The 22067-nt window shown below is 43.4% G+C and carries 17 protein-coding genes and 1 pseudogene; 11 read left to right on the top strand and 7 right to left on the bottom strand.

Annotated features, from left to right (window positions below; all coding sequences use genetic code 11):
• Positions 1 to 2: 2 nt before the first annotated feature.
• The 4 genes from cydD to GC097_RS11845 all read left to right on the top strand — a co-directional run bounded on the left by cydD (position 3) and on the right by GC097_RS11845 (position 4844).
• Complete coding sequence (gene cydD, locus GC097_RS11860; RefSeq protein ID WP_171683505.1) at positions 3 to 1769, top strand: thiol reductant ABC exporter subunit CydD; 1767 nt, start codon at positions 3 to 5, stop codon at positions 1767 to 1769.
• Complete coding sequence (gene cydC, locus GC097_RS11855) at positions 1766 to 3493, top strand: thiol reductant ABC exporter subunit CydC (protein WP_171683504.1); 1728 nt, start codon at positions 1766 to 1768, stop codon at positions 3491 to 3493. Before cydD ends, cydC begins: the two co-directional genes overlap by 4 nt.
• 193 nt (positions 3494 to 3686) lie before the next feature.
• On the top strand, positions 3687 to 4226 hold the full coding sequence (locus tag GC097_RS11850; protein WP_171683503.1) for a response regulator: 540 nt from the start codon (positions 3687 to 3689) through the stop codon (positions 4224 to 4226).
• A gap of 69 nt (positions 4227 to 4295) precedes the next feature.
• On the top strand, positions 4296 to 4844 hold the full coding sequence (locus tag GC097_RS11845) for a DUF420 domain-containing protein (RefSeq protein WP_171683502.1): 549 nt from the start codon (positions 4296 to 4298) through the stop codon (positions 4842 to 4844).
• Positions 4845 to 5036: 192 nt separating this feature from the next.
• On the opposite strand, the gene GC097_RS34710 is transcribed toward GC097_RS11845, so the two are convergent.
• The 3 genes from GC097_RS34710 to gap form a co-directional block, all read right to left on the bottom strand.
• A complete protein-coding gene (locus GC097_RS34710; protein ID WP_281364294.1) occupies positions 5037 to 5171 on the bottom strand; it encodes a hypothetical protein in 135 nt (44 codons plus the stop codon).
• Between the two features lie 118 nt (positions 5172 to 5289).
• Positions 5290 to 6699, bottom strand: a complete 1410-nt coding sequence (locus GC097_RS11840; RefSeq protein WP_171683501.1) for an MFS transporter — start codon at positions 6697 to 6699, stop codon at positions 5290 to 5292.
• Positions 6700 to 6740: 41 nt separating this feature from the next.
• Positions 6741 to 7751 carry a type I glyceraldehyde-3-phosphate dehydrogenase gene (gene gap / locus GC097_RS11835; RefSeq protein WP_171683500.1) on the bottom strand — a complete coding sequence of 337 codons (1011 nt, stop codon included), beginning with the start codon at positions 7749 to 7751 and terminating at the stop codon, positions 6741 to 6743.
• A 278-nt stretch (positions 7752 to 8029) separates the two neighbouring features.
• On the opposite strand from gap, the gene GC097_RS34950 reads away from it, so the two are divergent.
• From GC097_RS34950 to GC097_RS11820, 4 genes and pseudogenes are all read left to right on the top strand, one after another.
• Entirely contained in the window at positions 8030 to 8269 is a 240-nt protein-coding gene (locus tag GC097_RS34950; protein ID WP_312875654.1) for a TetR family transcriptional regulator, read from the top strand.
• Positions 8270 to 8325: 56 nt separating this feature from the next.
• Positions 8326 to 8646 (top strand): annotated as a pseudogene (locus GC097_RS35240) (TetR family transcriptional regulator C-terminal domain-containing protein).
• Between the two features lie 720 nt (positions 8647 to 9366).
• Positions 9367 to 10356 (top strand): hypothetical protein, encoded by a 990-nt coding sequence (locus tag GC097_RS11825; RefSeq protein WP_171683499.1) that lies wholly within the window; start codon positions 9367 to 9369, stop codon positions 10354 to 10356.
• A 13-nt stretch (positions 10357 to 10369) separates the two neighbouring features.
• Positions 10370 to 10537, top strand: coding sequence for a hypothetical protein (locus tag GC097_RS11820; RefSeq protein WP_171683498.1), 168 nt, complete (start codon positions 10370 to 10372; stop codon positions 10535 to 10537).
• A 398-nt stretch (positions 10538 to 10935) separates the two neighbouring features.
• On the opposite strand, the gene GC097_RS11815 is transcribed toward GC097_RS11820, so the two are convergent.
• The 3 genes from GC097_RS11815 to GC097_RS11805 all read right to left on the bottom strand — a co-directional run bounded on the left by GC097_RS11815 (position 10936) and on the right by GC097_RS11805 (position 12952).
• Entirely contained in the window at positions 10936 to 11166 is a 231-nt protein-coding gene (locus GC097_RS11815; RefSeq protein WP_171683497.1) for a hypothetical protein, read from the bottom strand.
• 729 nt (positions 11167 to 11895) lie between these two features.
• Entirely contained in the window at positions 11896 to 12300 is a 405-nt protein-coding gene (locus GC097_RS11810) for a hypothetical protein (protein ID WP_312875653.1), read from the bottom strand.
• 34 nt (positions 12301 to 12334) lie between these two features.
• A complete protein-coding gene (locus tag GC097_RS11805; RefSeq protein ID WP_171683495.1) occupies positions 12335 to 12952 on the bottom strand; it encodes a TetR/AcrR family transcriptional regulator in 618 nt (205 codons plus the stop codon).
• 399 nt (positions 12953 to 13351) lie between these two features.
• On the opposite strand from GC097_RS11805, the gene GC097_RS11800 reads away from it, so the two are divergent.
• Positions 13352 to 13918, top strand: a complete 567-nt coding sequence (locus tag GC097_RS11800; RefSeq protein ID WP_171683494.1) for a dihydrofolate reductase family protein — start codon at positions 13352 to 13354, stop codon at positions 13916 to 13918.
• Between the two features lie 497 nt (positions 13919 to 14415).
• On the opposite strand, the gene GC097_RS11795 is transcribed toward GC097_RS11800, so the two are convergent.
• A complete protein-coding gene (locus GC097_RS11795; RefSeq protein WP_246294153.1) occupies positions 14416 to 14937 on the bottom strand; it encodes a permease in 522 nt (173 codons plus the stop codon).
• A gap of 1340 nt (positions 14938 to 16277) precedes the next feature.
• On the opposite strand from GC097_RS11795, the gene rpoZ reads away from it, so the two are divergent.
• The gene (gene rpoZ, locus GC097_RS11790; protein WP_171683493.1) at positions 16278 to 16493 is read left to right on the top strand and encodes a DNA-directed RNA polymerase subunit omega; all 216 of its coding nucleotides are present in this window, start codon (positions 16278 to 16280) and stop codon (positions 16491 to 16493) included.
• A gap of 374 nt (positions 16494 to 16867) precedes the next feature.
• Complete coding sequence (locus tag GC097_RS33895) at positions 16868 to 22066, top strand: glycosyl hydrolase family 95 catalytic domain-containing protein (protein ID WP_216625740.1); 5199 nt, start codon at positions 16868 to 16870, stop codon at positions 22064 to 22066.
• Position 22067 lies beyond the last annotated feature (1 nt).

Raw genomic sequence — 22067 nt, 5'->3', positions numbered from 1 at the left:
GGGTGAAGGGGAAAAGAAGTTTAATTGCTATACAGATGACTGCCCAACGCAAACGTCTCATTTACCTAGCAATCATCTCGCTCGCACTAGGCGCCGCCATTGTAAGTCAGGCTGCATTGCTGGCTGAAGCCGTCCAGCGGATCTTTGTGGAGAGAGTATCTTTTTCATCGGTTGCCCTACTGCTCGGTATCCTACTGGTCGTGATGGCGATACGTACACTGTTGTCATTTGGGAACGGGACAGTTGGTTTGCAAATGGCAGCAACCGCCAAAAAAAATATGCGAGCAGCCGTGCTTCAGAATTTTACGCATGCATCCTTGCCTTCCTCTCTTCGAGGGCAAACGGGGGGAAAGGTCAGTATGGCGCTGGATGCTGTGGATGAGGCGGATAGTTATTTCAGTCAATACATGCCACGTATGGTGGAAACGGTCATTATCCCCATTCTGATTATAGTAGTTACGTTTACCCAACATGCCAATTCAGGGATCATCATGCTGGTTACGGCTCCGTTTATCCCGATTTTTATGATTTTGGTGGGGCTGAAAACGAAAAATAAATCAGAAGAAAAGTATGCGCAGTTGGCCGAGTTTGCCGGTACATTTCTAGATTCCCTTCAAGGGCTCGTTACGTTAAAAATATTCGGACGGGCCCGCCGTCAACAGCAAGAAATCGAACGCAGTAGCTTAAAATACCGTGATGCCACAATGGATATTTTGAAGATTGCGTTTACGAATACCCTCATGCTGGAATCGATTGTGATGCTGAGCATCGGGATTGTTGCTCTCGAACTGGCCATTCAGCTGCTTGTCTTCAAATCGATGTCGTTTCACACGGCCTTTTTTGTTTTGTTGCTCGTGCCTGAGTTTTACAGCTTACTAAAGAGTTCGGGCACAGCTTTTCACAATGGGCGAACCAGTATGGGGGCGATTAGCAAGGTTGAAACCATGCTCACGGAAATGAACGATAGAAACGATCTGAAAGATCAGCCGGTAGGGCTCCTGACATTCCCGAAGAAGCTGTTTCCAATGCCGCCCTCCATTGAATTGGACAATGTCCGGTTTCAGTATGCACCTGACTCATTTGAGCTGAATACAGGTTCGATCATAATTGGACCAGGAGATCATATTGCCCTTGTTGGTCATAGCGGATCCGGCAAAACAACCTTGCTCCATCTTATTGCTGGATTACTAAAACCGGCGTCGGGGACCATTTTAGTGAATGGAAACCCACTTACTCAACAGAATGAGATGATATGGTTCGAACATATTAGCTACATTACGCAGCATCCTTACATTTTTGCAGGTACCTTCGCCGATAATATCGCGATCGGTGCCGGGCGGAAGGTCTCCAGGGCTGAAATTGAGGTGGCGGCTGCGGACGCGGGTCTTTCGAAGGTTGTATCCCAACTGGAGCAGGGATTTGATACCCCCGTCGGTGAAGGCGGTAGAGGACTTTCCGGTGGGGAAAAGCAACGACTTGCCGTAGCGCGGGCTTTTTTGAAGCGACCCTCCATTATTTTGTTCGATGAGCCGACCGTCGGACTCGATCTTCATACCGAGGGTATCCTGCAACGTTCGATTGCAATCTTGGCAAAATCGGCAACGATGATTACGGTAGCTCACCGATTGTATACCATTCGACATGCGGATAACATTTTGTTTATGGACCATGGCGTCCTAGTGGGCTCGGGACATCACGACGAGCTTATGAAACGCCTGCCTGCGTATGCAGAGATGGTCGATGTCCAACGCAAAGGGGTGCCGGGATGAACGAGTTGGCTATTTTGTCTCAAGCTATGATTCGGGAGCGCAAGGATATTATTCTTTCAATTTTAGGCGGATTTGTCGCCGGCATCGCTGGTGTGGTCCTCTTTTCTGCGAGCGGATATCTGATTTCGCAAACGGTGTTTGCACCTCCGCTTTATACGCTGATCGTACTTACATCGTTGGTCAAGCTGCTTGGTTTACTTCGAGCGGTGAGTCGTTATGGCGAGCGCTTATATTCCCACCGAGCGACATTCTCTATGCTTAGCCGTTTGCGATCATCCTTTTTTGCCAAGCTCATTCCTTTAACGCCAGGCATTTTAAATAAAAACCGAAGCGGGGATCTACTTGCGCGAATCGTTGGGGATGTAGAGAGTTTGCAGCACTATTTTTTACGCGTCGCGTATCCGCCGATGATTGTTGTCATGGTGTTCTTGACGACAATGCTGGCTGCCGCCTCCTTTTCTTTCTGGATGGCTTGCTTGATGCTGGTCGGTATGCTGGGAACCGTATTGGTCGTGCCGGGAATCGTATTGCTAGGATATCGGAAAGTCAATGGGCATGTTCGCAAGCAGCGGGCACTGTTGTCTACGGAAGTAACAGAGGTGTTGTATGGTTTCCGGGATCTTAAAGTTTATGGGCAGCTTGCGCAGAGGGAACAGCAACTTCGCCAAGCTTCTGCTGTATTGGCAACCGAGCAGCAGCGAGCGGCCGGACAACTGCTACGTGGACAATCGATGCATGCCTTTGTCACATATCTGATTTCCTGGGGGGTGTTGGCACTTGGTGCTTATCTGATATCGGATGGAACGCTAGCTGGCGTATATCTGGCTATGCTTGTCATGGCCTCATTAATTGTATTTGAAGAAGCAGCGGCTATGGCTACGCTGCCAGCATATAAGCAAGATAGCGAACATGCAGCCAAGCGGCTGACGGAAGCAGTATTAACTCCTACCATGCAGCCGGTGCAGCCAAGTCGCGCGTTGAATACCGACCATGCCGTTTCTATTGAGTTATCCGGCGTTTCCTTTCAATATGAAGGGGAGTGGAGGCCGGCGTTGAAGAACTTTTCGTTGCAAATTCCACCAGGATCCAAAACGGCGATTGTTGGACCTAGCGGTTCAGGAAAGTCCACGCTGATTGAGTTGTTGCTCAAGCTGCGTACGCCGACGGCCGGGGATTTGCGACTGAACGGCATATCGGTACAAGAGCTGGAGGAGTCGAGCATTTGGAAAACGGCTAATGTCGTGCTGCAGCAAAGCCATTTTTTCCGAGGAACGATCCGAGATAACTTGCTCATGGATGCTGAGGACCGTTCTGACGGCGACCTGTTGGATATCCTCGCTAAAGTGCAATTGCCGACCACTTCATTAACCGACCCCGTGTACGAAAAGGGAGAAAATTTATCGGATGGCGAAAAACAGCGCTTGGCCCTGGCGCGGGCCATGCTTCGCAAGGGAAAGCTATGGCTGCTGGACGAGCCGACGTCTTCGCTGGACTATGTGACAGAGCAACGTGTTTTGACGCACCTATACGAGCAGGCGTCCGAAGATACGCTTCTGCTAATCTGTCACCGGCTTAACGGTTTGGAAGGAATGGACAGAATCGTCGTTATGGAGCAAGGAAGGGTGATCGAAACGGGTTCTTATTCCGAGTTGATGGAGCAAAACGGCTATTTTTATAAGATGAAACAAATTGAGTTACAATTAATCGGCGAAACAGGGGACTAAGCATTTAATTTCTGATTTTTTATTACGGCGAGCCAATTAAATATGTCTTAAAAAGATCTATAATATGTCATTGACACTGAATGGTCATATTTTTCGAGGGAAATAACTATTTCGGGCCATTCGACTAAACACATAAAACGCGATAATAGAAACAGGCATAGGGTTTAAGGTTCCATAAAGGGGTTGTGGAGGGGTGAGCCAAATCAACAGAGTGTTGCTTGTAGAACCATCGCAAGAGCATAGAGAGCGGATCAAGTACCTGCTGGAGCTGGATCCGCTCTTTGAGGTCGTAGCGGAAACTGACTGCGGAAGGGATGCGATATCACTCGCCGATTCATTAAAGCCGGAGGTTGCGCTTGTTGCGGTTGAATTACACGATATGAAGGGTACACAGACCATTCAAGAAATGAAAAAGATGAATCCCCAAATGTTAGTCGTATTGCAAGCGGAAAGCGCTGACGTTGAGTGTTTTTTTGAAGCTCTGAAAAGCGGGGCGCAAGGTTACTTGCTCAAGTCGCTGCATCCAGCTTCCTTTCACGAGTATCTGAGATCGCTCGTGATCGAGGATGTGACTCTGCCGAGAGAGCTTGGATATCAAATTTTAAAGCAATTTGTTACCGAGAATAGCCCACATGGCGTACAGCCGAAATTAAAGAGTCGTACTGAGCTAGTCACTTATGCGTCTGACAAAGGAATTTTTATGTCTAAGGTAAGCTCGAAAAAAAAGAAATAACTTTCGTCCGTATAGATTGATCGAAAATACTGTATTGGGTACTGCCTGCAGAAGGAGCGTTTGGATCAAATGAACTCAAATGATCAACCAGCCAATAATAAAAGTTATACGATTCCTATAATTATAACGTCCTTGATTGTAAATTTTGTTATACTTCTTTTGTTTTTTTCACCGATAGGATACAAAGGAAGTATCAAATTTGATTTAGTCATCTTCCCGAGAATAAATGGAGTTTTAAATAGCTTTACGTTTATATTTTTGATATCGAGCTTAATTGCAATTTTGAGAAAAAACATTGAGGTGCACAAAGGTTTCATTCTTGCTTCCTTTACCTCGACATTATTATTTCTGGTTTCTTATTTAACATTTCACTACATGTCCTCAGAAACAGCGACATTTGGCGGCCAAGGTATTATCAGACCCTTTTATTTTATTATTTTAATTTCGCACAGCATCCTTGCCGCAATAATTGTACCGCTAGCCCTATTCACACTTGTTTGGGGATGGACGAATCAAATTCAAAAGCATCGGCGCATTGCTCGATGGACAATGCCTATTTGGCTATATGTCAGTTTTACTGGAGTAGTAGTGTTTTTAATGATGGAACCATATTACTGAACAAACTCGCTCATTGAGGGGAATACTAATTAGAATAATTCTGATATAAACCGGCAAAGCCCACGAGAAATCGGTGGCCACTGAAGAACTTAAGGTTTTTCGGTGAATCTTGGCAGTAGGCAAAAAAATGCGACACCCGATCTGGATTTTCCAGAGGGTGTCGCATTTTTCATGAGTTCTTTCAATGTTATCTTAGTCTGCCATCTTCATGATTCGTTTTAAATTCACTGCGAATATCGCCATTGCCCCTTGTATTTGCATGCCTAACAGACCCGAGGAATCGGCTACGTCGTACCCGTGCCGATTCTTGAGTTCGCTGTGAAACAAACTCCAGTTACCGACGATTGGATGCCTTCTGAAATTGACTGAGCGGATACAGGCATATCGTAAATTAACCATACGATTTATCGCGGGACAAGGTCGATAGCCGGGGTCTTTTCTAAGACTATATTGAATTCAAATTACTGGGCTTTGCCAATTTCTTCGCAGCATTTTGGGTTAGTCGTCTCACGTACAGAAAAGCACATAGATTAGCCAAAACCGCTATCACGGCCAGTCCCCAGAATATGTTTGCATACGCATGACTAGGCGAAAGGGCCTGTTGCCTTTCTAGTGTGCTAGACAACACGGCAATGCCGAAAGCGCCGCTGATAAACTGCATCAGTTGATATAACCCCGTGCCTGAGCCAATTTGGGAGGAGGGCAATATGCGCGAAATTTCGTTTGAAACGCTACTGCTGATGATAGCAAAGCCTAAGTTCATCAGCATGTACACGAAAACATTCGCTACCCAATATTGAGTACCCACTCCTGCGAACAATATAGCAGCTATTAGTATGAGTATAGGAGTCGCACACAACATGCTGCTGTTTCCCCGCTTGTCGATCATTGCTCCGACTATTCTTGATAGCATTATGGATAAAATAGCACCCGGAAAAATAATAAACCCGGCATGACTCGCACTCAAACCAAAATGCTTCATTAGCATTTGCGGCAACAAAAACAGCGTGGCGAAGTTGCATAAATAAGATAGAACCCCGATAAAGGCCAGAACAAGATAGGTTTTGTTGGTCAATAATAACGGTAGCACAAACGGGTGCTCAGCTTGGCGGATACGCATAAAAAAGACGAGCAACCCCAAGATTCCGATCAATAAGGCACTAGGATAATAGTATGTCAAAAAAACTAACAGACCTGACATACCAGCGCTCAATGATAAGGCGCCCAGCAAATCGAAAGATCGTTTGGGAAGCGACTCTTTTGGAATATGACGCACAAGCAGCGGGGCAATGCACAACAGCAAGGATGTAATTGCAAAGAGATATTTCCAACCTAGGTATTGCACCACAAAGCCGCCAATTACCGGACCTAGCCCAAACCCCAGTGACACAGACGACATGATAAACGTCAGCGCTTTTCCCCGGCGCGCCAGCGGTACGTAACGGGCCAGAAGTACGATTGACAGGGAGATCGCCGCGCCAGCACCGGCAGCTTGCACAACGCGGACTGCAAGCAGCACCCAAAAATGGTTGCTAAGCATTGCCCCAACCGACGCCCCTCCCGTCAAAACCAGACTAATGGCGAACAACCGTTTCAACGGAACAATATCAGACAACCGGCTGTAGGTGATCGAGGAGATGGCGAACATAATCGAATAACTGGTGACCGTCAATGAAACGATGGATGAGGGCAAGTTAAAATAATGGCTTAAATCGTTTAACGCCAAATTAAACATGGCCGTATTCATAGTGACCAATACAATGGTAATGCAAAGCAACGTAATAATGACCCCTTCGCGGGGAAGAAGGAGCACTTCGTTTTTCTCGACTATCGTATTGTTGAGTGCATCCTTCATCGAAGGTTCCTTCTCTCCATCTTTTGATTTTAGGAAGTTATTTACCTAGCTATTTTAGCGAAGTACTCCAGAGTGCGAACCAATTGGGCTGTATAAGACATTTCGTTATCGTACCAAGCTACGGTTTTCACCAGTTGCTGGTCTCCAACCGTTAGAACTTTTGTTTGGGTGGCATCAAAAAGGGACCCGAAAGTCATACCCTTAATATCGGAAGATACGATCTCGTCTTCCGTGTATCCGTAAGTTTCTGGATCAGAGGCTTCTTTCATAGCGGTGTTAATTTCCTCAATCGTTACTTTGGTGTTCAATACGGCAACCAGCTCCGTTACGGAACCTGTTGCAACAGGCACACGTTGAGATGCACCATCCAGCTTGCCCTTCAGTTCGGGAAGAACGAGGCCAATGGCTTTTGCAGCACCAGTAGAATAGGGAACAATGTTCTCTGAAGCGGCGCGTGCTGCTCGGAAGTCTCCTTTTGGATCCGGAGCGTCCAGTGTTTTCTGGTTGCCTGTATAGGCGTGAATGGTCGTCATTAATCCGGATTGAATGCCAAACTTATCGTGCAAAGCTTTAGCCATAGGGGCTAGGCAATTCGTTGTGCAGGAAGCACCGGAAATAACCGTTTCCGTTCCGTCCAGCGTGTCATGGTTCACGTTGTATACGATCGTTTTCATGTCGCCTGTAGCAGGGGCGGAAATGACGACTTTCTTCGCTCCCCCTTTCAGGTGAAGCTCGGCTTTTTCTTTCGTGGTGAAGAAGCCTGTACATTCGAGAACGATGTCAACCCCAAGCTCCCCCCACGGGATTTCTTCAGGGTTACGGTTAGCCAGCACCTTAACCTCTTTCCCGTTTACTTTGAAGGTTCCGTCAAGAACTTCGATGTCACCACGAAAAGTGCCTTGCGTTGTATCATATTTGAGCAGATGAGCCAACATTTTAGCATTCGTAAGGTCGTTAATTGCAACTACCTCAATGCCTTCCACATCTTGAATTCGGCGAAAAGCGAGTCTCCCGATCCGTCCAAAACCGTTAATGCCTACTTTTACAGTCATTCTCAAGTCCTCCTATAAGTTTTATTTATTCTAAACAGGCGAATGCCTGTCATGAAATCAAAAGAAATTAGCTCTTCCATGATTAGCCTGTCCTACGTGCTCAAGTTTAAGCACTGAATGGATGGCTCGGCACTATTTCCTTCTAAACGGGCTTGTTATACAATATAAGAGACCGTTCGGTATCTTTATTATATCATGATTTGAGTGATTGGCAAGGTTTCAGTGTCGTGAAATTTGATATAATATTAGATTAGAATAAAGTTCATTCGGAGGAGCCCATGAAAAAAGGAGATCGGACACGAGAACACATCATTATGAAATCGGCAGCAATCTTTAATCAAAGAGGATATGCCGGTACATCGCTAAACGATATTATTGCCGATACCGGAATGAAGAAGGGGGGGATTTATCGACATTTTGCCAGTAAAGACGAGATTGCGCTTGATCCTACAATTACGCTCCCAGTTTGGTCTCTAGAAAATTTTCTGAGGTGGTCGATCAAGAGCAGTCCTCGTTAGGTCAGTTGATTGCTTTTTTTCGTGTTTATGAAGATGTCGTCAACAATCCACCATTTATTGGCGGATGTCCCATGCAGAATACGGCTGTAGAAGGTGACGATACTCATTAGGAGCTTCGTGACCGGGCAAGGTAAGGGCTGCATACCGTCTTGGATATGATGAAAATTATTATTCGTGAGGGGATTAAATCTGGGGAGTTTAGGGGAGATCTGGATTCGGATGCGCTTGCTTCATTTGCATTTTCCTTGTTGGAAGGAGGCATTTTGCTCAGCAAGTTGGATAGAGATAACAAGCACATGCAAAAGAATACATTATCATTAATATCTCTTTTCGAGAAACAGGTACTGAGCAATTTACTCGTCCGTTGGGGGAGGTGACTTTGCTAAATAAATTTTATGATTTGCTCTATTTGAATGAAGTGAAAATGTATGTATAAATATGCATAACCATTTATTTGTTGAAAATATTTTTTCTAATGAATTCTGCAACAAACCATCATTTTCACCTCGGAGTTCTTAAAATTCTAACGAATTCTGAAACAATAAAAACGGAGCGCCGCGGGTTTGCGGGTTCCGTTTTCTAATTAATTATGGAATATCACATTTTTTTTTTAATTGTTAAGCGTCTGCCTTGTTGCATTTTTTTTTATTTGAACGAAGAATGGAGTTGGGTAGGTCATCAGATAGTTTGAAAATAGCGCCAAAAAGATTGGAAAAAACGATTCTGAAAATCTTTATGAATCAAGGGGGATTGAAGAAAGTTTTAAAAATGCAAATAACACAAACGTTTATTCTTATTTAAACAAGTGCGATATTCTCTTTGAGTTTGAAAAAAGTTCCTTTATATTCTCAGTGCCTTGGAAAAAGTTTTTTCACTGTATTGACACTCAGAAAGATTGAAAAAAACACCATAAAAAATTAAAAATGAATTTGGATGAAAGATTGTTCTTATGGGAGATAATCAAAATTATTATTTCAAAAAAAATCGTATTACTCCATTGACATGGAGAGGCTTTTTTACACTTTGAATTATCAAGGAGGAATTTTTTGTGTTTTGTCGAAATTTACATTAAAGTTTATTTGAATTGGAGCTTAGATATGTCGAATAATTTTGCGCGGATCGTCACTTTATTATCTGCTGCTCTGAGCGGAATAGGTATCTGGTTAACACAAATTGAAATACCAAAGGAATATAATAAAATAATTATTACTTGCCTTTTATTCATGTTTTTTATCATTTTAGGTATTTTATTGAATCTTGACAAAAAAGAAGAAAAAATAGCTTCTTTAGAAAAACAACTTGATAATGAGACAAAGGCGCTTTGGAGATATTATGGGGAACTTTCGATTTTCGAACGTGACAAAAGTCTAAAATCTATTATGGAAGTATTTGTGAGAAACCATGAATACATTTCCGGCATACAATTATATGAATACTCAGTATCCAGCACCAAAGCATTGCAGACAACCATTAAAGTGAATTACGTTGATGGTTTTGTTAGGGAAAACGAGGAGTTAAACGCAATCGTCCAATCGTATTATAAATTGAATAAGTACCAATTACTTAAATTTAAATCCACTGTACTAGCAGCATTAAACAATACGATGAAATTGAATAATTTGCTTGACTATTTAGAGGATATTGAGTATAAATTAACGAATAAAAAGTTACATGAACTAGATGAAAAGGATTCAATTACGCTTGCTTTCTCTGAGCTAGGTATATCCCATTTGGAAAAGCGATTCGGCTTCTTTACCGAAGAAAACGCAGGGTTTAGTAGTGTAGCGAAGGTTTTACATGAAAAAAAACGAATTGGGATTTTAAAATCAATATTAAATTTTAAATACCTAAAAGAAGAACCTTTTTTTTCGTTTCATTACACAGGCAGGGGCAATGAAAAAGCAAAACGAAAATACATAACCTATAATGTGAAATCAACAAAAGATGAGAATTTCTTATTCTTAATAACATTTAATGCTGAAGTTTACTGGGACAAATATAATGAAAGAAAATACATTGAGTCAGTCAAGCAAAATTTCCTAAAAGTATTAAGCAAAACCGATCTGATTTATGATAATATTGAATAAGGGAGGGATCAGTATGAAACAACAAAAAAAATCAGCCGAAGAAGCAGCTAGAGAATTAGTCATTAATCGTCTAAAGAAAATGGGCTATAAAGTTGAGAATGGTCTCCAACACCTTCAACGACCGAACGGTTCGATTATATTAGATAGCGATAAAAGTGAAAAGAATTTTATCCTTCGTTAATACAAAGATATACTAATGTTGAAAGTGGTAGAGCTAGATATGTCATAATTAATGGAACAATCTGTTTTCTCTATCTCATGAGATAGAGAAAACAGATTGTTTTTGTTTTATGGGCTAATAAGCACGATTTAATTCATGCTTATTAATTTTTTCTTTTCTGCTAATTCGTAAGGAAATGAACAAGCAATCTGCGTTTTCTATCTCAACTATTTTGATTAGACCTTGATTTGGTGTACAAATCTTTCTGATGGCTTACAAATAGCATGATTTTGGATTTTTTTCGCAATAATGAATTTTAGAGCTATAGTTTAAGGATCCGACTAGAACTAAGTTCCGTGCTCACCGGCATCCCATTAATCCAAAAGAAAAATCAAAAGGCAGCCATTTATGGCTCCTTTTTATATTCTTTTATTGTGCTTTCCCGTAATTTTTCCACTAAGTATCTGTGTCTCACGCGAAAGTTCATTGTGAGCTTCGCGTTGTTGTTTAGTTATCTTCATGAAGCCATTGTTTATTGATTCGAGGTCTTTGATGCGTCTGCTTTGGGATTCAACATTTTGACGAAGGAGCTCATTTTCTCTTTGGAGAGGATTAACTTCTTCATCAAAATTAATTATTTTCTCTTCCATAATATTACCAAGCCTCCCTAATGGATATTAAACTCAGAATATATTATGTTCATAATCAGCTCGCAGTATTTTTGTTCGTCAAGCTTTAATTACCCGAAAATCCGCAATTAAAAAGCTTATTCATGTTTTATGACATAATTATCTGGGTTTTTTACAAGCTATTTGGCGTCCAACGGAAATGTTCAATCTCTATGATGAATCGTCTAGGAATTTTCGATATAACCTGAAATCCCGAAATCAACATCTTTGGCATCGTCCATGATTTGGTACGGTTTTCGGCACCGCGTATTTTCAATTTAAGTAGTCGCTCACAAAACGAATGCGATATCCCTTATATACCAAGGGGCAATTACAGAAAGCTTTAAACATGTAAATAACTCAAAGGCGGGTTTGGACGATATTCTCCTTCAGTTTGAAAAAAGCTTGATTTTGCTTTTTTCTTCACTACATTCCCACTGCCTGTAAAAATTTTTTTAAACTAGCGGTAGCTTTGGACTTGGCACAGTTGATTTAAAACGATATGAATTGGATGAGGACTTAGCTAATAAGAAACTTTAGTGGAGGAGCTTGCATCGCGGCAGCTCCTCTATTTGTTCATTCAAGTAACGGGAGGATAGTTCAAGATCATGGGCGGAGAACCGTATCCCAACTAAATGAAAGCTTTTTGCGGAATCCCTTGCAGCGTATGGGGTTGATATGTGTGCAGGCTACACGCTAAGGAAATGCGAATCACGTTCGATTAGCCCTTAGCTTTGCTGGCTGAGGCATTGGTTTGAATCTGAGATACAACGCATGACCGAGGAGTAGACCCCCGATGGCGTAGACGATGGACAGGTAGATGCCGCTATTACTCGTCGCAAGATAAGACGGGATGAAGACGTTTATGGCAACTTTTACAATGACAAGCACAACGATGACGCCGATAATCCATAGTCTCTTCTTGCCCGGTGTGATGAGTCCGAGTCTTTGTCTGGCGACTGCCCAGCGTTGAACGAGACCCGCAATAATCCCTAGGATGATTCCTGACAGTAACAATAACCATTCGCGCATTCCGATCCCGTCCAATAGCAGACCCCAACCGATCCCGATCAGGATCAAGATGATACCGACCACCAATATTTTATTCAACCTCACCAACTCCTTAGATTAATGGTATTGGATAAGCGGTTCAAACCTTGCGTGCAGCCATTTGAAATATTGTAACGAGCTCTTTAGCATAAGCGTCCAGGTCAAGATCAAGACTCGCTGCTAACTGAAAGCTGAGTCCATCAATGGCCGATCGGATCGTGGCTGCCAAGACACGAGCGGAGAAATCGGTAAATTCCCGAAAATCCACTTCCATAGTGCCCCGGTGCAACATCTTCACAAGCACATTGATTGTCGCATCAGTATCGATGCTCCTGAAATGGCGAGGCTTTCCCTCCTCGTCCCTTGCATGAAATATAATCTCCGTTACGGCAATAACATGCTTCCGGTGCGATTTCATGAACAGCACATTCTTCTCGATATATGTGTTAATCCAACCCATTGCTGTCGTCTGCGCCGTAAGATAAGGTGTCATGAACGTAGAGGCGGATTCGTATAAGTCGGACACAATCTGTTCGATCAGATCATCCTTGCTGGAGAAATGGTAGGAAATCACCCCTTTGCTGATCCCAGCCTCTTTGGCGATTTGTGCCAAAGAGGCTTGTGCATAACCTTTCGATGAAATAGTCTCGATTGCGCAAGTCATGATTTGTTTTCGCCTTGCTTCTTCGATGAAAGACAACTTTTTTTGGTTGTTCATTTTGGTTTTTGTCCTCACGATTTAATTTTAGTGCTATCGATTAAATTTTAGTACGATCGGTCAATAAAATCAAGGGCACTTCGAAGGTTTCAACAACCTGAACAACATCGTTAGGTAGGGTTATGCGGAAAAGCTTACCCTTATAGATAGTGCGGAGAACCGTATCACCAGTAAATCATTACGATGGGGAACGATAGTAAGTGTTCATGAAAATAAAATTGTAGATTGGCCGCGGGCATTAAGCTAAGGGCAGTTTCGCGCAACGTTGTTGTCTTCAAAAAATACTACTTGAACCTTACGCAACGTAATGATTTATAATGAACGAAACAGCAGGATGAAACGCGGGCCAACGGCCAAAAAAATCGAACAAAATAATTCGAAATCAGAGGAGAAACGAACATGAGAAAACTAATATTGTTCATGCATGTGTCGCTGGACGGGTATGCGTCGGATTCGAACGGAGGACTCGATTGGATTCCGTACAACGAGGAATTAGAGAAATACGCCGAAGAGATCGTAGCCGAAGTCGGAGCTCCCGTTTATGGACGCACGACGTATCGGATGATGGAGAGCTACTGGCCCACGATGCTGGACAATCCGAATGCTTCGAGGCACGATATGGAGCATGCCAAATGGCTGCAGGATGTTAAGAAGATCGTCATTTCCGGAACGATGGACAAGGTGGAATGGAACAATACGATGCTGATCAAGGACAATATCGCAGAGGAAATCAAGGTACTCAAGGAGCAGCCTGGCAAAAATCTCGTCATCTTTGGCAGCCCGGGAGCGGCGAAGACGCTGCTTGAGCTCGGCTTGATCGACGAATTCCTGCTTACAATTTGTCCGGTCGTCCTGGGCGACGGAAAATCGGTATTTGACGGCGGCGAGAAAATCAGGCTCAAGCTGCTGTCCAGCCGAACGCTCAAGTCGGGCATTATCGCGGCCCGCTATGAGTTGGAGAAATAGCCGTACAAGGTGATCCGCTAACGATGAACGATAGATGAAAAGTACGTAGGATGTGTTAAAGTGGGGTGAGAAATTCTTGAGAATTCGTGAAGTAACATCAGAAGTTTTACCAAGATTGAATTTACGAATTTTAATGCAATGAAAGAATTCAGGGATTTTCAAATGAAAATACTTGAAGCTGGTTGGACCACAATTGACATGAGTTGATTACTGAAAAAACTTTAGTTCAATTAAAAACAGGGAGCAAAATGCCGCGGCAGTTGCTCCCTGTTTCATTCAAGAAAAGGGAGTTTAGCAGAGAAGTTTGTAATAAGCCACAAGGATAAATTACTTATATTCTTATTGGGCAATCACACGATATATTGCAAAAGACAGCGAATCCAACAGTTACAAGCTTTACTAAAGGTAGCATAAAGTGCTTTCACATCACATCAATTACCAAAGTGGCTTCAAGGAAAAGTGCCATCGCCGCGCCTTTGGCTATGCCTATCACGCGATTACCGGGGCCGGTTTTCTTCCAGGCATACCAGAAAATACAACCATATGCCTGTGGCGAGAATTGCGATTTCAAGCGCCAAGCTGGCCGCTGGTATCGTCCACAACCCTAGCCCCATTAGCGGAAGATTGCCCAGATTGCCAGGAAGAACAGGCAGGTCCTGACGATGGACAATCCAATCCAACAGCCAGTGGCTAAAAGTGACCAGACCAAGAATCACACCCGTCCTAGTACCCCATCGTATTCCGGCCAGCAAAGCGGCCAAAAGCGCAATTACTATGGCGCTGACGAGGGAGTGTGAATAGAAGGCTGTGATGAATGCCCCTCCGTAGCCTTCGCCTTCCAACGACTCGAGGCTCAACGCAGATAAGGGCAGAAAGAGCACATCATATAATTGCGTACCGACGATCAGGGCCCACAGCGGAACCTCGGGAGCTCTGGCCTTCATGGCTGCGGCTATGCCAAAATGTCCGGCAAACACGAGATCTCTCCTCTCATTAAATGAACTGGATTTAGGTGACAACAAACATATAACGAGACATAAAACTAATATAGTTAGTTTTTGGATAAACTAATCATATTAGTTTTCGGGAATAACGTCAAGTTAAAAATGGATGGTTCAATTTATATCCTAACCAATAGACCCCGACAGTGAGCAATTGTTTACATTCAACATTCCTGTTAGTCCTTAGAAATGGGCTTTGAAAGAAAAGGATCATCGATGGGTTATCATATTATTAATGAAATTATTCTGTTTATTAAGGAAAGTACTAATGTGCAGCGATTAAACTAACGTGCAGGATAGTTACAAATAAAGGAAATATTTCAATTGTAGAGAATACTTCATAAATACATTTTTGGGGATACTCGCATGTGGATATCAAATGAAGTAAATCGAGGATTTCCACCTGATTATAAAGTGAAGTATAGATTTCTTAAGCAAGAAGGTAGGAAAATACTTTCTAGACAAGTGATACTATTAGGAAGCAAAAAAAATTGAAGACAGGAGACGACCTGTATTGGAGTGAGGATAATTAGATATTACTTTATTAAACCAAGTACAATATCCTTGGTACTACTATTTATGCTGCTCATGTCGGCTTTCCCATTAATAATCATATTACTGGGGGATTTTGGGATAACTACTGATCTGCTAATTGGTATTACCTGGACGGTTATTTTCCTAATTACTATTTATTTCATGGCTTTTGATCGGAAACTTATTATTAATAAATCTGGTGTATCATATATATCTTTTAAGGGTAGGAAATATATGGAATGGGACGATATTCGTGAAATCGGAGTAGTTTACTATTCCCCATATCCAATTGCTACACCTGCAAATTTTCTTTGTTTTGCATCTAGACAAGGAGTAACAGGAAGAACAATTCAAACATTTTCGGATGACTGCATTTATATTAGATATAGACCCAATTTGCTGATATCCTTACGCGATTACTGGAATTCTGAGATTGTTGGTATTCAATAATTACATTAATGCTTCGAGAACTTCACTTACTCGTAGCTTTTTTTATGCTTACATCTAACCATAACAGGCTACTAATCCTAACTTGAGGTTTTTCATTTTGCCGCCGCTGGATCACTAACAACAAAAATAACCGCTAGAACCATACTAATGGCGCACATCGTCACATTCGTCATTCGTTACTTTCAATACTTACAGTGGATAATTAGCCGATAAAGAGGGCATAATAAAATAAAGCTATGCCCAAAAAGTGTTGGTACTTGCATTTTGTCACTAAGCTCTTGCATATACTGGAAGATCTCTGGCTTAGTGGCCGAAGTGTACACATTAAAACGTCGAATACCAAAAATCGCAACAATGGAACTGAGGTAAATTGAATGTTATATCCTTCAATTGATAAACTACTTGATATCGTAGATAGCAAGTATTCGCTAGTTGTCGCTTCTTCCATGAGAGCAAGATCTTTGCGTGATGGTGCTAAATCTGATTTGAAAGGCCAAAAGTCTCACAAATATGTTGGAATTGCGTTAGAGGAACTTTACGGCCACTATATCAGTTATGAAAAAACTATGACCGAGAAGGGCAAGGAATAATCAAGGGGTTTACCAAACAGCAAAAAGCGTCATCGGAGAAATCCGGTGGCGCTTTTTATCTTTACCAGAATTCCGAGACGGCATCATTTTTCTTGTTATCCATTTAGCACTCATTCTTTTCATTTTGAATCTACGGTCTGATGCGTAATAAATTCCGAGGAAATTAGTCAGTTAAATAATACACTTTTTTCAGGAAGATTTTCCACTCTTTTGGAATACGGTCAAAGATATAATAGATTTGAAGTGAATAAATTGAAGGATATTAAGATAAATGGAATTGGAGGTTGTTATGTTCTAGCATGTTTCTGTAGGTTGTTCATTTATTTGCTTTATCTGGAAAGTGAATTTGGAGAATGTAAGGAGGAATAGGTCGAATGCTGAAGAAGTTCGTTTGTTCTACCCTAGCAGCCATGATGGCTGTATCAGGCCTCATTAGCGCATCGGATACCGCTCATGGGGAAACCTCGGGTAATCCTTCGAGCACAGTTCCGCTCAAGTCATGGTATACCAAGCCTGCAACCAGCTGGGAATCGGAAGCGCTTCCATTGGGGAATGGGTTTATGGGAGCCATGGTATTTGGCGGCGTTGAGAAGGATCAAATTCTCATTAATGAAAAGTCACTTTGGTCTGGCGGTCCCGGTGCCAACGCCGCGTATAACGGCGGTCATAAAGATACTGCGGAGTACAAGCATGATAATTTGCAGAAGGCTAGGAAACAACTCCAAGATTTGATGACGGAATTTTCAAAAGGAACTCCGGCCTACAAGGATGCCAATGGCAATGTCATTGCCCGCAATTACAGCAATCCTAGCTCGCTTACGAGTCTCATTAACGGAGTCGAGTCAACTGAAACAGGCGGACTCATCGGCACGAAGAAAAATTTTGGATCCTATCAGGAGCTAGGCTCCATCTGGTTACAGGATCTTAAGACGGCTAAGCCATCCATAACGAGGATTTATACCGGGCAAAATAACACCAAAAACTCGAGTGAGACCATTGAAAAGCTGTTCGACGGAAATACGAGCACCAAATACTTTGCTGATGGTTATGCCGGAGCCTCCGAATATGTGATTGAATGGGATTATTCCAAAGCCTTTACAACCAAATCCTATTCCTTGACGACAGGAAATGATACGCAAGGCAGAGATCCGAAAGACTGGACACTGTCCGCTTCCAATGACGGCGTCAACTATGAGACTATCGCTTCGGTTACCAACTTTGTTAATGCAGGACGAAATCAAACGAAGACGTTTGAGCTAGACAAACCAGGTTCATATAAATATTTTAAGCTTAAAGTTTCGGCATTGTACGGAAGCAATCAGGCACTTCAAATGTCAGAGTTCACGGTGATTGACGATAGTTCCGTTCCCCCCGACCAAGCGGTTACGAACTACAAGCGGGAACTCGATTTGAATAATGGCATGGCTCGTGTATCTTATCAACAAGGCGATGTACTTATGAAGAAGGAGTATTTTGTTAATTATCCCGACAATGTGATGGCCATTCGCTTGTCTTCTACCGGCTCCGGGAAGCTGAGCCAGTTTGTGAGCGTGACATCAGCCCAAACCAAGAAGAGCATTTCATCTATAGGAGATACGATAACCATGACGGGCTGGCCGAGTGACCATGATAAGGCAGGCGCAGCCACGAATTTTGACAATACCTTACACTTTGCACAGCAAATCAAAGTTATCCCTACCGGTGGAAAAGCAGTTGCCACGAACAACGGAGTACAAGTGGAAAACGCAGATTCGATCCTGATTCTGATGGCGGCAGGAACCAATTATCAGCAGTCCATGGATGACCAGTTTAAGTATTTTACCGGTAAGGATCCTCTTTCCGCAGTTAGCGCCAGACTGGCGGCAGCAGCAGAGAAAGGCTTCGATCAACTGCTTGATAGACATGTCAGCGATTATCAGCATCTGTTCGATCGCGTAAAGCTAAACCTAATGAATGTACCATTGCCCAACAAGCCGACAGATCAATTGCTGGCTGGATACGCCAGGTCTAACACTTCGGATGAGGACCGATATCTGGAACAGCTATATTATCAGTTTGGGAGATACCTGTTAATCTCATCGTCAAGAGAAGGATCTTTGCCAGCGAATTTGCAAGGCATTTGGGCGAGCGGCACGAATCCTCCTTGGAGCTCGGACTATCATGCCAATATTAATCTGCAGATGAATTACTGGCTCGCCGAGCAAACCAATCTTTCAGAAAGCCATATGCCTCTGATTGAATATATTAAAAGTTTGGTTCCTAGAGGAACCATAAGCGCACAGCACGGTTATGTCACACCGGCGGGCGGTCCGGTCAGAGGCTGGACTACGCACCATGAGAACAATATATGGGGAAATACCGCTCCGGCAACAAGCAGTGCATTTTTCTCGCCGGAAGACGGAGCATGGTTAGCCATGCATATTTGGGAGCATTATCAATTTACTTTGGATGAAGATTTTTTAAGGGACAATTATGATATTCTGCTAGGCGCCGCTTTATTTTGGGTAGATACGCTATGGGAGGACACGCGCGACGGCACATTGGTTGCGAATCCGTCCTATTCGCCTGAGCATGGCGCATATTCGTTAGGCGCTACTGAAGTCCAAAGCGTGGTATGGGGGATTTTTGACGATGTGATCAAGGCAAGCAATGTCTTGAACATCAGCAGTTCGGAGCTAAATGGAATCAAACAAGCACAGTCTCGCCTTGCAGGTCCGAAGATTGGGCTGGGCGGACAGTTTATGGAATGGAAAGACGAAGTCGCGATGGATATCACTGGAGACAACGGTCACCGTCATACGAACCAGCTGTTCGGGCTTCATCCGGGTAATCAAATTGTTGCGGGACGCAGCGAACAGGAAGATAAGTATGTGGAGGCAATGAAAGTAACGCTCAATACCCGTGGCGACGGTGCTACAGGATGGAGCAAAGCGTGGAAGCTGAATTTCTGGGCTCGTTTGCGAGACGGTGATCGTGCGCAAAAGCTGCTCAAGGAGCTTCTTTACGAATCAACGCTAAGTAATTTGTTCGATACACATCCGCCATTCCAGATTGACGGCAACTTCGGAGCAACAGCAGGTATGACTGAGATGCTGCTGCAAAGCCAGGGCGGAGGCATAGAATTGTTACCTGCGCTTCCTTCAAAATGGAACACGGGCAGCGTATCCGGACTGAAGGCAAGAGGCAATGTAGAGGTCGATATGGCTTGGGAGAAGTCTAATCTTAAATCCGCGGTCTTAAAGACCGGAAGTACGAGTTTGATTACAGTTAAAGGGCCTAATTTAAGCACGGCGACTGTGAAAAATGGCAGTCAGTCTGTTGATTTTACGATCTTGGACAGCAATACCATTGTCCTTCAGGCCCAAAAAGGGGCTGTGTACAATTTCTCCGACATTCAAGATTCAGCAATTTCGCATAATCCTTATGAAGTCATGAATGCGGTTGACGCGGATTTGCTCTACGGAAATATCACCAAGAGCTCTGTTGTTCTACAAGATGCTAACGTTGGCGATTATGCAATGTTTAAAAACGTTCAATTCGGAGAAGGCGGCGCAGATAGAGTTGTTATCCAGGTTGCCTCCACCAAGACAACTCCTGAGGAGTTGGGCAAAGTCGAGCTGCGACTGGATAAACCGGACGGAGACGTAGTTGCCAGTATTCTTGTTGAAAATACGGGTAACTTGAACGTTTACAAAGCTTTGTCTGCGGACTTGTCTGCAAAAGTAAGCGGCACACATGACCTATATATTTCATTTACTCGTCCAAGCAACCTGAAATCATTGCAATTCTTTACGGGGCCGGCATCCGGCAAGATTACAGGTATCAATGTATTAGGCAATACACTTGTTTCCTTGCCTGCAGCGGGCAGAAGGGATGTTGCCTACACAGCATCCGTACTCTATTCCGATGGCACTATTCAAACCGGCAGTAAACAAGTGAAATGGAACTTGGGAGGCAGCTATTCGGGAGTTAAGCTTAGCAATGACGGCATTCTTTCGATCAAAGAGGGTGCTGAAACACAGGATATTACAGTCATTGCTGCTTCGATCCAGGATCCGAGTAAGTCCAAACAACTTCAGGTGCGGATTGTGAAGGGTAGCATCCAAAATCTCAAGCTTAGAGGGATCGATCGAAATGGCGAATCGGGTGGTACTAACAGCAATGGGAAAATGACATTCTCCAACGATTGGGTGGAATTTGTAAGCTCGAACGGCTGGCTGAAATTCAGTAATGTCAATCTGAAGGATGGACTGCAGAACGTTGCCATTGGTTATGCTTCTCCTACCGATGGAACAAGAGAGATGCAAATCCGGGTCGCTGATCCTGGTGTTGGTACCGTTGCATCAGCCACAACCGTCGCTTCTTTAAATATGAGTGCGTCTACAGGCGGATGGATGAATCTCTCGGAAGTGAGCACCTCCAAGGTACAAGAAGTGAAAGGTACAAAAGATGTCTACTTGTTCTGGCCGCAAGGCAACTTTAACCTTTCCTATGCAACATTAGGTGCGCTGGTGGCAAATGAGATATCCACAGTTTATCGTGATGTGTATTTCGATATTACTCCTGCGGATGCTTTGGTTACGATAAATGATGCAGAAGGATACTTATACAGCCCGAGCACGGATGGAACAACATACAAGCTCCCAGCTGGCGGAGCATATATCTACAATGTTAGCAAGCCAGGTTATACGCCACAAACCGGAAGCTTCGAAGCGACGAAAGATCAAACGATTGCGGTCCATTTGGTCTCGGGCGGGGCTGGCTTGAGCGGAACGCATACAGGATCCACCGGGCAGCAATTCGATCTGACCTATCGTCTGAACAACGTGCAAGATGAAGTACAAGCACAGGACATTAGCATTTCCTATGATCCTAATCAATTGGAATTGATTGCACCACCTGTCTCTATGGATGATCAAAGAGTCATTGTTGCAGGCTACAATAAGACAGCTGGATCCATACGTATTCTCCTTGTCCATTTGAATGTTGCTGATCCGCAACAGATGGGCGATCTATTGAAGCTCAGCTTCCGAGTGAAAGACTCGGCCTCAGCTGGAATTACTACCATTGCAATCAGTAGACTGATTACAGCGAACAAATCAGGAGATGAGTCGACACGCAGCGGATCTTCGCATGAGGTTCAAATCAGTGTGATTGACAAATCGGTACTGAGCAATCTGATTACTGAAGCACAAGGGGTTCATAACAACGCTGTGGAAGGCGGTATAGCGGGGCAGTATCCAGCAGGCTCCAAAGCCTTACTGCAAGCAGCGATTCATCAAGCCCAAGGCGTATTAGATAACACAGCGGCCACTCAGCAACAAATCGAGCAAGCAGTTAGCACACTCCATGCAGCTTTGCAAACGTTTATCGATTCGGTTATTCAAAGTGAGCCTGGCGACATGAATGGAGACGGTCGAGTTTCTATTGGCGATTTGGCAATTATTGCTGCGGCTTACGGCAAGACCTCCGACGATCCGGACTGGTCTAATTACAAAAAATATGATCTAAACAACGACGGCAGGATTGACATTGAGGATCTTGTTGTGATTGCTAGGAAAATATTGAATTAGA

The sequence above is a fragment of the Paenibacillus planticolens genome (assembly GCF_013141725.1).
In the GTDB taxonomy this organism is placed as follows: Bacteria; Bacillota; Bacilli; order Paenibacillales; family NBRC-103111; genus Paenibacillus_E; species Paenibacillus_E planticolens.
This window is presented reverse-complemented; position numbering and strand designations above follow the sequence as displayed.

What these genes read in the sequence shown, in the direction of transcription:
- rpoZ (WP_171683493.1), top strand. Translation starts at nt 16,278, where the DNA reads ATGTTATATCCTTCAATTGATAAACTACTTGATATCGTAGATAGCAAG.
- GC097_RS11840 (WP_171683501.1), bottom strand. Translation starts at nt 6,699, where the DNA reads ATGAAGGATGCACTCAACAATACGATAGTCGAGAAAAACGAAGTGCTC.
- cydC (WP_171683504.1), top strand. Translation starts at nt 1,766, where the DNA reads ATGAACGAGTTGGCTATTTTGTCTCAAGCTATGATTCGGGAGCGCAAG.
- GC097_RS11825 (WP_171683499.1), top strand. Translation starts at nt 9,367, where the DNA reads ATGTCGAATAATTTTGCGCGGATCGTCACTTTATTATCTGCTGCTCTG.
- GC097_RS11805 (WP_171683495.1), bottom strand. Translation starts at nt 12,952, where the DNA reads ATGAACAACCAAAAAAAGTTGTCTTTCATCGAAGAAGCAAGGCGAAAA.
- GC097_RS11820 (WP_171683498.1), top strand. Translation starts at nt 10,370, where the DNA reads ATGAAACAACAAAAAAAATCAGCCGAAGAAGCAGCTAGAGAATTAGTC.
- GC097_RS11800 (WP_171683494.1), top strand. Translation starts at nt 13,352, where the DNA reads ATGAGAAAACTAATATTGTTCATGCATGTGTCGCTGGACGGGTATGCG.
- GC097_RS11815 (WP_171683497.1), bottom strand. Translation starts at nt 11,166, where the DNA reads ATGGAAGAGAAAATAATTAATTTTGATGAAGAAGTTAATCCTCTCCAA.
- gap (WP_171683500.1), bottom strand. Translation starts at nt 7,751, where the DNA reads ATGACTGTAAAAGTAGGCATTAACGGTTTTGGACGGATCGGGAGACTC.
- GC097_RS34950 (WP_312875654.1), top strand. Translation starts at nt 8,030, where the DNA reads ATGAAAAAAGGAGATCGGACACGAGAACACATCATTATGAAATCGGCA.
- GC097_RS11845 (WP_171683502.1), top strand. Translation starts at nt 4,296, where the DNA reads ATGAACTCAAATGATCAACCAGCCAATAATAAAAGTTATACGATTCCT.
- GC097_RS33895 (WP_216625740.1), top strand. Translation starts at nt 16,868, where the DNA reads ATGCTGAAGAAGTTCGTTTGTTCTACCCTAGCAGCCATGATGGCTGTA.